The organism is Roseateles sp. P5_E11 (assembly GCF_054049355.1).
The window spans coordinates 1-10,631 of record NZ_JBFUMO010000173.1 but is presented as its reverse complement, the minus strand read 5'-3'; the positions used below and the strand labels follow the sequence as shown (position 1 = coordinate 10,631).

At 67.1% G+C, this 10,631-nt stretch carries 15 protein-coding genes; 12 read left to right on the top strand and 3 right to left on the bottom strand.

Annotation, left to right across the window (positions count from 1 at the left end; genetic code table 11):
• On the bottom strand, positions 1–152 hold a 152-nt coding region (locus ACXJKR_RS14640), incomplete at its 3' end, for a TetR/AcrR family transcriptional regulator (protein WP_457323448.1).
• 143 nt (positions 153–295) lie between these two features.
• Between ACXJKR_RS14640 and ACXJKR_RS14635 the strand changes: the two genes are divergently transcribed.
• Genes ACXJKR_RS14635 through hisD form a run of 5 tightly spaced genes read left to right on the top strand, consistent with a single transcriptional unit; the run spans position 296 to position 4,207 of the window.
• Positions 296–1,216 (top strand): ABC transporter ATP-binding protein, encoded by a 921-nt coding sequence (locus ACXJKR_RS14635; RefSeq protein WP_056193688.1) that lies wholly within the window; start codon positions 296–298, stop codon positions 1,214–1,216.
• Positions 1,213–1,968, top strand: a complete 756-nt coding sequence (locus ACXJKR_RS14630; protein WP_457323447.1) for an ABC transporter permease — start codon at positions 1,213–1,215, stop codon at positions 1,966–1,968. Before ACXJKR_RS14635 ends, ACXJKR_RS14630 begins: the two co-directional genes overlap by 4 nt.
• Positions 1,969–2,007: 39 nt before the next feature.
• Positions 2,008–2,250 carry a BolA family protein gene (locus ACXJKR_RS14625; RefSeq protein WP_056193694.1) on the top strand — a complete coding sequence of 81 codons (243 nt, stop codon included), beginning with the start codon at positions 2,008–2,010 and terminating at the stop codon, positions 2,248–2,250.
• A complete protein-coding gene (gene hisG / locus ACXJKR_RS14620) occupies positions 2,247–2,903 on the top strand; it encodes an ATP phosphoribosyltransferase (RefSeq protein WP_056193697.1) in 657 nt (218 codons plus the stop codon). The genes ACXJKR_RS14625 and hisG overlap by 4 nt, the downstream gene beginning before the upstream one ends.
• Positions 2,900–4,207, top strand: a complete 1,308-nt coding sequence (hisD, locus tag ACXJKR_RS14615) for a histidinol dehydrogenase (RefSeq protein ID WP_457323446.1) — start codon at positions 2,900–2,902, stop codon at positions 4,205–4,207. Before hisG ends, hisD begins: the two co-directional genes overlap by 4 nt.
• Before the next feature lie 14 nt (positions 4,208–4,221).
• Here hisD and ACXJKR_RS14610 read toward each other — a convergent pair whose 3' ends face one another.
• Positions 4,222–5,535, bottom strand: a complete 1,314-nt coding sequence (locus tag ACXJKR_RS14610; protein ID WP_457323445.1) for a GNAT family N-acetyltransferase — start codon at positions 5,533–5,535, stop codon at positions 4,222–4,224.
• 109 nt (positions 5,536–5,644) lie between these two features.
• Here ACXJKR_RS14610 and ACXJKR_RS14605 point away from each other — a divergent pair, with 109 nt between their 5' ends.
• The 7 genes from ACXJKR_RS14605 to hisA are packed head-to-tail and all read left to right on the top strand — an operon-like array spanning position 5,645 to position 10,016.
• Positions 5,645–5,863 (top strand): hypothetical protein, encoded by a 219-nt coding sequence (locus tag ACXJKR_RS14605; RefSeq protein ID WP_057300681.1) that lies wholly within the window; start codon positions 5,645–5,647, stop codon positions 5,861–5,863.
• On the top strand, positions 5,860–6,288 hold the full coding sequence (locus ACXJKR_RS14600; RefSeq protein WP_457323444.1) for a PIN domain-containing protein: 429 nt from the start codon (positions 5,860–5,862) through the stop codon (positions 6,286–6,288). Before ACXJKR_RS14605 ends, ACXJKR_RS14600 begins: the two co-directional genes overlap by 4 nt.
• Positions 6,285–7,361 (top strand): histidinol-phosphate transaminase, encoded by a 1,077-nt coding sequence (gene hisC, locus ACXJKR_RS14595; RefSeq protein WP_457323443.1) that lies wholly within the window; start codon positions 6,285–6,287, stop codon positions 7,359–7,361. Before ACXJKR_RS14600 ends, hisC begins: the two co-directional genes overlap by 4 nt.
• A complete protein-coding gene (gene hisB / locus ACXJKR_RS14590; RefSeq protein ID WP_056193714.1) occupies positions 7,349–7,963 on the top strand; it encodes an imidazoleglycerol-phosphate dehydratase HisB in 615 nt (204 codons plus the stop codon). The genes hisC and hisB overlap by 13 nt, the downstream gene beginning before the upstream one ends.
• 8 nt (positions 7,964–7,971) lie before the next feature.
• Positions 7,972–8,562 (top strand): hypothetical protein, encoded by a 591-nt coding sequence (locus tag ACXJKR_RS14585; RefSeq protein ID WP_457323442.1) that lies wholly within the window; start codon positions 7,972–7,974, stop codon positions 8,560–8,562.
• On the top strand, positions 8,559–9,206 hold the full coding sequence (gene hisH, locus ACXJKR_RS14580; RefSeq protein WP_056193720.1) for an imidazole glycerol phosphate synthase subunit HisH: 648 nt from the start codon (positions 8,559–8,561) through the stop codon (positions 9,204–9,206). The genes ACXJKR_RS14585 and hisH overlap by 4 nt, the downstream gene beginning before the upstream one ends.
• Before the next feature lie 60 nt (positions 9,207–9,266).
• Positions 9,267–10,016, top strand: a complete 750-nt coding sequence (gene hisA, locus ACXJKR_RS14575; protein WP_056193723.1) for a 1-(5-phosphoribosyl)-5-[(5-phosphoribosylamino)methylideneamino]imidazole-4-carboxamide isomerase — start codon at positions 9,267–9,269, stop codon at positions 10,014–10,016.
• 7 nt (positions 10,017–10,023) lie between these two features.
• Here hisA and ACXJKR_RS14570 read toward each other — a convergent pair.
• Positions 10,024–10,631, bottom strand: a 608-nt coding sequence (locus tag ACXJKR_RS14570) for a CHRD domain-containing protein (protein WP_235531862.1), incomplete at its 5' end; no start/stop codon positions are given.

Below are 10,631 nucleotides of genomic sequence, written 5' to 3'. Positions count from 1 at the left end.
GGGTAGTGGTAGTAGAGGTTGCCCGGGCTGATCTTCAGTTCCGCCGAGATCAGCGTCGTCGACACATTGGGCTCGCCAAAGCTGTTGAACAGCTCCAGCGTGACCTCCAGGATGCGCTCGGCGGTGCGGCGGGGGCGTTTGGGGGTGGGCATGTCAGGAGCGCGCGGCCGCCCGGAGCGGATGACGCACCCCCTCGGGGCACAGTGAATGCAATGAGCATGGGGGCGCACAGGTCATCGGGTCATTCTGGCAGTGATCGGCACCGAAATAGGGCTGACTTTTAGAATCGCGCCCCATGCCGAATTCAGCCTCCCCGCCCGCCATCTCCTTCGAGAACGTCAAGAAAACATACCGGGGAGGGCAGGTGAAGGCGCTGGATGGTGTCAGCTTCGACATCCATTGCGGTGAATTCTTCGGCCTGCTGGGCCCCAACGGTGCTGGCAAGACGACGCTGATCAGCGTGCTTGCCGGCCTGGCCAAGGCCACCGAGGGCCGTGTGCGCGTGATGGGCCATGACGTGGTGGACGACTACGCCGCCGCCCGCAAGGCGCTGGGCGTGGTGCCGCAGGAACTGGTGTTCGACCCTTTTTTCAGCGTGCGCGAGTCGCTGCGCATCCAGAGTGGCTATTTCGGCGTGCACGGCAACGATGACTGGATCGATGAATTGCTGCACAACCTGGGCCTGACGGACAAGGCCAACGCCAACATGCGCCAGCTGTCGGGCGGCATGAAGCGCCGCGTGCTGGTCGCCCAGGCTCTGGTGCACCGCCCACCCGTCATCGTRCTGGACGAGCCCACGGCCGGCGTGGACGTGGAACTGCGCCAGACGCTGTGGCAGTTCATTGCCCGCCTCAACAAGGAAGGCCACACGGTGCTGCTGACCACGCATTACCTCGAAGAAGCCGAAGCCCTGTGCCAGCGCATTGGCATGCTGAAAGCCGGCCGCATCGTGGCACTGGACCGCACCTCGCAGCTGTTGGCGGGTACGGCGTCCACGATGCTGCGTTTCAAGACCGATGCCGCGCTGCCACCTGACATCGCGGCGCGTGCGCGGGTAACGGGGCGCATCGTGCAGGTGACGGCGCATGACGCCCATGAGGTCGAGACGACGCTGGCCGAGCTGCGCGGACAGGGAGTTCCCATCGAAGACCTGGAGATCGGTCGCGCCGATCTCGAAGACGTGTTTCTTGAAATCATGCAGGGAGAGCACGCATGAATGGTGCTTCCACCCTCTTCAAGAAGGAAGTCCTGCGCTTCTGGAAGGTTGCGTTCCAGACGGTCTGCGCCCCGGTGCTGACGGCGGTGATGTACCTGCTCGTTTTCGGCCACACGCTGGAAGATCACGTGAAGGTCTACGACAGCGTCGGCTACACGCAGTTTCTGATCCCCGGTCTCGTGATGATGAGCGTGCTGCAGAACGCCTTCGCCAACAGCTCGTCCAGCCTCATCCAGAGCAAGATCACCGGCAACCTCATCTTCCTGCTGCTGACGCCGCTGTCGCCGTCGGCCTGGTTCGTCGCCTATGTCGGCGCGGCCGTCGTGCGCGGGCTGGCGGTGGGGGCGGGCGTGCTGCTGGTCACCGCCTGGTTTGCGCCGCCGGGCCTGGACAACATCCTGTGGGTGCTGCTGTTCACGGTGCTGGGCGCCGGCCTGATGGGCACGCTGGGCCTGATCGCCGGCCTGTGGGCCGAGAAGTTCGACCAGTTGGCCGCCTTTCAGAACTTCATCATCATGCCGATGACGTTTCTGTCGGGCGTCTTCTACTCAGTGCACTCGCTGCCCGGTTTCTGGCAGGGCATCAGCCACCTGAACCCCTTCTTCTACATGATCGACGGCTTCCGCCGCGGCTTCTTCGGGGTCAGCGACGTGTCGCCTTGGCTCAGCCTGGGCGTTGTCGGGGTCAGCTTCGCGGTCACGGCAGGCCTCGCTTTATCGCTGCTGAAGAGCGGCTACAAGATCAGAAGCTAAGCCGTCTCTAGAATCTCGGGTTTCCACCGAGGACCCGTGATGGCCGACCCGACCCCGCAAGAAGTGCGCGATTTCATTGCCGCAGGCCTGCCCTGCGCGCATCTCGAAGTCGAGGGCGACGGCCGCCACTTCTTCGCGACCATCGTGTCGGACGAGTTCAACGGCCTCTCGCGCATCAAGCGCCACCAGCGTGTCTACGCGGCCCTGGGCGAGCGCATGCGCGAGCAGATCCATGCGCTGTCGATGAAGACGCTGAGCCCCGAAGAGTGGAGCGCCCAATGACCGGCCTGACCCTCGCTCTCTCCAAGGGCCGCATCTTCGAAGAGACGCTGCCGCTGCTGCGCGCCGCCGGCATCGAGGTGCTGGAAGACCCCGAAACCTCGCGCAAGCTGATCCTGCCGACCAACCGCGAAGGCGTTCGCGTCGTGCTGGTGCGTGCCAGCGACGTGCCGACCTATGTGCAGTACGGCGGCGCCGACCTTGGCGTGGCCGGCCGCGATGTGCTGCACGAGCAGGCGCTGGCCCAGGGCGGCTCGCACGGCCTCTACCAGCCGCTGGACCTGAAGATCGCCCGCTGCCGCATGAGCGTGGCCACGCGCGCCGACTTCGACTACGCCGCCGCCGTCAAGCAGGGCTCGCGCATCCGTGTGGCCACCAAGTACACCGAGATCGCCCGCCAGCATTTCGCCGACAAGGGCGTGCACGTCGACCTCATCAAGCTCTACGGCTCCATGGAGCTGGCGCCGCTGACCGGCCTGGCCGAGGCCATCGTCGACCTGGTCTCCACCGGCGGCACGCTGAGGGCGAACAAGCTGGTCGAGGTGGAGCAGATCATGGACATCTCGTCCCGCCTCGTCGTCAACCAGGCCGCGCTCAAGCTCAAGCGCGACGCGCTGCGCCCGCTGATCGACGCCTTTGCCTCGGCCATTGCATGAAACTCGTTCGCCAACTCTCCACCGCCGCGCCCGACTTCGATACCGAGTTCGAACGCCTGCGCTACTGGTCGGCGGCGGACGATGCCGCCATCGAAGGCCGCGTCGCCGAGATCCTGGCCGATGTGCGCGAGCGTGGTGACGCTGCCGTGCTGGATTACACCGCGCGCTTCGACCGCGTGACGGCCGACAACGTCGCCGCGCTGGAGATCACGCAAGCCGAATTGCAGGCCGCGCTGGCCTCGATCACGCCGGCCCAGGCCACCGCCCTGCAGGCTGCAGCCAAGCGGGTGCGGGCCTACCACGAGCGCCAGCTGGAAGCCTGCGGCCGCAGCTGGAGCTACCGCGACGAGGACGGCAACCTGCTCGGCCAGAAGGTCACGCCGCTGGACCGCGTGGGCATCTATGTGCCGGGTGGCAAAGCGGCCTATCCGAGCAGTGTCTTGATGAACGCCATCCCCGCACAGGTCGCGGGCGTCGGCGAGATCATCATGGTCGTGCCCACGCCGGACGGCGTGCGCAACCCGCTGGTGCTGGCCGCCGCAGCGGTGGCGGGCGTGCATCGCGTGTTCACCATTGGCGGCGCACAAGCCGTGGCGGCGCTGGCTTACGGCACGGCCACCATCCCGCGTGTCGACAAGATCACCGGCCCGGGCAATGCGTATGTGGCTTCGGCCAAAAAGCATGTGTTTGGCCAAGTCGGCATCGACATGATTGCCGGCCCCAGCGAGATCCTCGTCATTGCCGACGGCACGACACCGCCCGACTGGGTGGCGATGGACCTGTTCAGCCAGGCCGAGCACGACGAACTGGCGCAGAGCATCCTGCTCAGCCCGGACGTCGCCTTCCTGGATGCCGTCAGCGCCAGCATGGAGCGCCTTGTCGAGGAGATGCYGCGCGAGGCCGTCATCCGCGCGTCGCTGGCGGGCCGCGGCGCGTTGATCCTGACGCGCTCGATGGAAGAGGCCTGCGAGATCAGCAACCGCATCGCGCCCGAGCATCTGGAGATCAGCGCCGCCGAGCCGCAGCGCTGGGAGCCGCTGCTGCGCCACGCCGGCGCGATCTTCATGGGCGCCTACACGAGCGAGTCGCTCGGTGACTATTGCGCCGGCCCCAACCATGTACTGCCCACGGCCGGCACAGCGCGCTTCTCGTCCCCGCTGGGCGTCTACGACTTCCAGAAGCGCAGCAGCCTCATCGAAGTCAGCGCCGAGGGCGCGCAGACACTCGGCCGCATCGCCAGCGAGCTGGCCCACGGCGAAGGCCTGCAGGCCCATGCACGCGCAGCCGAACTTCGATTGAAGTGACCTACAGCTGAAAGCTAGGCCGCGTCGACAGGCGCGGCCTTGAACGGGCTGCGCTCCGGCGGCTCATCGTGCTCGGCCGTCTTGGTCAGCGCGGTGGTGATCCAGTTCAGCGCCGACACGCGGTGGCGCACCGCGCAGCTCAGCGGCTCAGGTCTACAGCCCATCTTGGCCTTGGGCTCCAGCGCCGTGCGGCCCAGGCTCAGCCGCGTCGAACCGAAGGCGATCGCGTCCTGCACAGTGGACTGCAGCAGCGTCAGGTAGATCGGTGCCTCGGCATTGGCCGCGCGGTCGTAGCCGATGTAGTAGCCCAGCGTCGTGTCGCCGTCGTGCACGCTGGTGACGAAGCCCAGCCAGCGCCCGTCGGCATGCTCGGCCACGCGGCAGCGGAAGCGCGCACCCAGGGCGGCGGCCATGGCCGGCAGATAGCCTGGCGTCAGCGTTGCCAGCCGCAGGCCCTGGGCCTGGTGGACCTGGCCATAGAGAGCATGCAGCTCGTCGGCCCGCGCCAGCAGCTCCTCGGCGCTGGCCTCGCGCAGCGTCAGGCCGGCCGCGGCGCAGTCCTTCAGCAGCTTCTTGGCCGCGCTGCGATAGCCCGAGGTCATGCTGGCCAGGTAGTCGTCCCAGCTGCGCCATTCGGGGCGCAGCGTCAGCACCATGTCGGGTTCGGTGTCGACGCTGCGATAGCCCAGCAGGCGCAGTGACGGTGAGACGTGCTGGGCGGCCATGCCGAGGTCCTTGATCAGCGCCAGGTCGGACTGGCCGTCGAGCTTGTCGGCGCGGCGCAGCCGGTAGATGGCTTCGCAGACGCCATGCCAGAGCTGGCCCTCATCGGCATGCGGCGCCAGGGCCATGGCGCGCGCGCCCCAGACGAGCAGGTTGCCGCAGACCAGCAGATGCTCCTTGAGCCCGGCCATGGGTGCATCGACCAGCTTCTTGCTGCCGGGCTTGCGCAGCTGGGCGCCGCCGACGGCCACGCGCTGCAGCAGTAGCGCCGCGACTGGCGCACCATCGGCATAGGCCATGGCGTAGCGCGGCTCGATGTTGTCCGGCGCATGCTGCTCCAGCACGCGCAGGTAGTCGCGCGACAGGAAGAGGGTCTGCGCCGCGAGCGCGTCCCAATGTGCCGGGTTCAGGAAGTCGACGCGGTCGGCCAGCACCAGTTGCAGGCCCGAGGCTGTGCGCCGCGCGACGCGCCTGGCCTTGATGTCCTGCAGGGCCTGGACGGGGTTGACCACCTGGGGCTTGAGCTTGCCGAGGGCGCGGCCGGTGCGCTTGAGCTTGGCCACGGTGGCCTGCAGGGGCTTCTTGGCGAGGGGCGATATGGGCATTAATGGTGGAGTGACAACGGGATGCAAAGGCTAACTCAATCGATTCAAGCGGAAGGTATTTGGACACGAAGTTCGTGCAACACGAACTTCGTGTGATACGCTTGATGCCATGAAGAACGTCACCGTGTCCATGGACGACGCCGTGGCCGAATGGGCCCGGTTGGAGGCCGCGCGGCGCAACACCAGCGTGTCTCGCCTGCTGGGGGAACTGCTGGGCGAGAAGATGCGCCACGACGACGCCTATGAGCGCGCGCTGCAGGATTGGCTGCATCGGGAGCGCTCCTGGGCTTCGGACGGCCAGCCTTACCCTGGGCGAGGCATCCTGTGAGCGATCCCGTCTTCGTCGACACCTCCGTGCTGCTGTTCAGCGAGGACGGCGCCCGCCCCGCTGAGCGCGAGCAGGTGCTGGCCTGGCTGCGCGAGCTGTGGGCCACCCGCACCGGCCGGGTGTCGGTGCAGGTGCTGAACGACTTCTACCTGCTGGCCACGCGCCAGGTCACGCCGCCCATGCCGCAAGGCGATGCGCGTGCCGAGGTGCGCCGCTACCAGCACTGGCGTCCGTGGGCGACGGACCAGGCGACTGTCGAATCCGCCTGGTCGCTGGAAAGCCGCTTCGGCCTGCCATTCGCCGACGCCCTTGTCGTCGCCAGCGCCAAGGCGCAGGGCTGCACTCGACTGCTCAGCCTGGCCCTGCCGCACGAAGCCGTCTTCGACAGCGTGCAGGTGTTCAACCCCATCGTGACCGCCCCATGAGCCTCGACCAAGCCCTTGCCCAGATCCGGCCCGACGTGCGCGCGGCACAGGCTTACGTCGTCCAGCCGAGCACCGGCTTCGTCAAGCTGGACATCATGGAGAACCCCTACCGCCTGCCGACCGAACTGCAGTTGGCGTTGGGCGAGCGCCTCGGCGCCGTTGCCATCAACCGCTACCCGGCCGAGCGCACCGCCGACCTGGCCGCGGCGCTGAAGGTCCATGCCGGCCTGCCCGAGGCCTTCGGCATCACGCTGGGCAATGGCTCGGACGAACTCATCAGCCTGCTGACGCTGGCCGTGTCCAAGCCTGGTGCGGTCATCCTGTCGCCGCTGCCCAGCTTCGTCATGTACGAGATGTCGGCGCGGCACCAGCACCTGCGTTTTGTCGGCGTGCCGCTGCAGGCTGGAGACTTCGAGTTGGACGAGGCCGCCATGCTGGCCGCGATTGCGGAGCATCAGCCGGCACTCATCTACCTCTCCTACCCCAACAACCCGACCGGCAACCTCTGGGACGCCGCCGCCATCGAGCGCATCGTCGCCGCGGCGCCTGGCCTGGTCGTCATGGAMGAGGCTTACCAACCCTTTGCATCCTCCGACAGCCTGGCGCTGATGGCCTGCCACCCGCACGTGCTGGTGATGCGCACCATGAGCAAGTTCGGCCTGGCCGGCGTGCGGATCGGCTATCTCTGTGGTTCGGCCGAGCTGGTCGCGCAGATCGAGAAACTACGCCCGCCCTTCAACGTCAGCGTGCTGAACGCCGAGGCCGCGCTGTTCGCGCTGGAGCATGCCGAGGTCTACGCCGCCCAGGCCGCCGAGCTGCGCCAGCAGCGTGAGCGCCTCTTCAGCGCCTTGCAGGCCATGCCCGGTGTCACACCCTGGCCAAGCCAGGGCAATATGATCCTGGCCAGGGTTCAGGACGCCGCCGCCACCTTCGCGGCGCTGAAGGCCCGGGGCGTGCTGATCAAGAACGTCTCGGCCATGCACCCGCTGCTAGCGAACTGTGTGCGCATCACGGTCGGAACGCCCGACGAAAACACCCTGCTGCTCCAAGCGATTCAAGCATGTCTGAACTGAACGCCTCCACAACCGCGCGCATCGCCGAAGTCACTCGCAACACCCGCGAGACGCGCATCACGGTGCGCGTCAACCTGGACGGCACGGGCCAGTCCAAGCTGCAGACCGGCATCGGCTTCTTCGACCACATGCTGGACCAGATCGCCCGCCACGGCCTGATGGACCTGGACATCCATTGCGAGGGTGACCTGCACATCGACGGCCACCACACCGTCGAGGACGTCGGCATCACGCTGGGCCTGGCCGTCGCCAAGGCCGTGGGCGACAAGGCCGGCCTGACGCGCTACGGCCACAGCTATGTGCCGCTGGACGAGGCCCTGTCGCGGGTCGTCATCGACCTTTCCGGCCGGCCGGGCCTGCACATGGACTGCAAGTTCACGGCCGGCAGCGTCGGCGCCTTCGACACCCAGCTGACCTTCGAGTTCTTCCAGGGCTTCGTCAACCACGCGCTGGCCACGGTCCACATCGACAACCTGAAGGGCCACAACGCCCACCACCAGGCCGAAACCATGTTCAAGGCTTTTGGCCGCGCGTTGCGCATGGCGACGACGCCGGACCCGCGCTCCGCAGGCGTGATCCCGTCGACCAAGGGCTCGCTGTGAGCCGCGCCTTGCTCCGCAGCCTCGCGGCACTGGCGTTGAGCGGCCTGTTTGCCGTGGGCGCCATGGCGCAGGAAGGGCAGCCTTGCCCGCGGCCGGGCACCCAGGAGGACATGCCCCAGATGCTGGGCCCGGGCTTTGAGCGCATGATGACCCATGGCTTCGAAGCCACCATGCCCGGCGGCGGCTGCAGCATCCGCTACAAGCATCCGAGCGGCATGTGGGCCGACGTCTACATCTACCAGGCCCAATTGGGTCGCGTCGAGGACGTTGCGCGAGATCCCCGGTTGCTGGAGGAGTTCAAGTCCGCGATGAGCGGCATCGTCAAAGGCTGGCAGCAGCGTTACCCCGACACCAAGGTGCGCGACGTCGTCGCGCAATATGAGAACCACGGCCAGAGCCGAACCGAGGTCTTGGTGGGCTGGGCCACGATCGACCGCCCCGAGAAGGAAGTTTTGCGCAGCTATGTGCAGCTGTGGAGTGGCGGTGGCTCCATCTGGAAGCTTCGCACCACCTTCCCCGGCGTCGACAAAGCCGTGTCCGAGCCCGCCGTGACGGCACTGGGCAATGCGCTGGTCGACCTGTCCCGGGGGAAGCCATGACCCGCACCGTTGCCGTCGTCGACTACGGCATGGGCAACCTCCGCTCGGTGTCTCAAGCTGTCATCCATGCCGCCGAGGGCCAGGGTTTCGAGGTGGCCATCACTTGCGACCCCGAAGTAGTGCGCGCCGCCGAGCGTGTTGTGCTGCCCGGCCAGGGTGCCATGCGCGACTGCATGCGCGAGCTGGCCGACTCGGGTGTCAAGGAAGCCGTGCTTGAAGCCGCCGCCACCAAGCCGCTGCTGGGCGTGTGCGTTGGCATGCAGATGCTGCTGGATCACAGCGAGGAGCAGGACACGCCCGGCCTGGGGCTGATCCCGGGCCGCGTGCAGCGCTTCCGCCTGGAAGGCCGGCTGCAGGAAGACGGCAGCCGCTTCAAGGTGCCGCAGATGGGCTGGAACCGCGTGCACCAACCGCGGGCGCATGCTGTTTGGGATGGCATCCCGGACGAGAGCTGGTTCTACTTCGTGCACAGTTTCTACGCGACGACTGCGTTGCCGGAACACAGCGCCGGCGAGACCGACTACGGTGCTCGCTTTACCTGCGCGGTGGCCCGGGATAATATTTTTGCGACTCAATTCCACCCCGAGAAAAGTGCCGCGCTGGGCCTCGCCCTCTACCGCAATTTCCTGCACTGGAAGCCCTGAACGGGTCTGCACTTTCTCGTCTCCCGCCTTCCTTTCCCTCCAGCCCCTCAGCCCCCGGCCATGCTGCTGATCCCTGCCATCGACCTGAAAGACGGTCGCTGTGTCCGCCTCAAGCAAGGCGACATGAACGACTCCACCACCTTCGGCGAAGACCCCGCTGCGATGGCGCGCCGCTGGCTCGATGCCGGCGCGCGGCGCCTGCACCTGGTGGACCTGAACGGCGCCTTCGCGGGCAAGCCGGTCAACGAGCCGGCCATCAAGGCCATCATCAAGGAGATCGGCGACGAGATCCCCATCCAGCTCGGCGGCGGCATCCGTGACCTCGACACCATCGAGCGCTACCTGGACGATGGCCTGAGCTACGTCATCATCGGCACCGCCGCGGTCAAGAACCCCGGCTTCCTGAGGGACGCCTGCACTGCCTTCGGCGGCCACATCATCGTGGGCCTGGACGCCAAGGACGGCAAGGTTGCCACCGACGGCTGGAGCAAGCTGACCGGCCACGAGGTCATCGACCTGGCGCAGAAGTTCCAGGATTACGGCGTCGAAGGCGTCATCTACACCGACATCGGCCGCGATGGCATGCTGACCGGCATCAACATCGAGGCCACCGTCAAGCTGGCCCAGGCGCTCACCATCCCGGTGATCGCCTCGGGTGGCCTTTCGGACATCGCCGACATCGAGCGCCTGTGCGCCGTCATGGGCGACGGCGTCGAGGGCGTCATCTGCGGCCGCTCCATCTACACCGGCGCGCTGGACTTCACGGCCGCCCAGGTGCGGGCGGACGAACTCATCGCAGCGGCCGGCTGAGAGCCTCTCAGCGCCTGCGCCGGCGGGCCAGCAGGGCCAGCGCGCCCAAGCCGCCCAGCATCAGCGCGTAAGTCTCGGGCTCAGGTACCGGTGCAGCCACGAGGAAGGTCCTGATCTCGCCGCCGGTGGACAGCGTGGAGTGGATGTTCAGATAGGCCTTGCCGTCGGCCAGGCCGGTCGCGAAGGCGGCAAAGGCGCTCGACACATTGCCGCCATTGGCCGTGACGAAGGCAGGGTTCCAGCTCGATGTCTGCGTCATGTCGAAGGTCATCGAATAAGTGCCCGACATGACACCCGCGCCCGAGGGAAAGGCCGGGAAGCTCGGTACCGGCGTCGCGACGCCCGCCGAGCCCCCCCCGGCCGCCGCCGTGCAGCAGTGGATATGGCTGGCCGTGACACTGCCGGTCAGATTGCTGAAGGTCACGTTCACCTTCATCGAGAAGGTGTCGTCATCGAAGATCACACTGACCGTGCCCGTGCCGAGCGATCCGGCCGCCGCGGCAGGTTCACCGAGGTTGCTCAGCGTGCCGATATAGGTCACCGGGTGAGCCGAGGCAGCGGCGGCGCCCAGGGCGAGGGTTGCGGCGAGCAGGGCGGGGGAGGTCAGTCTCATCG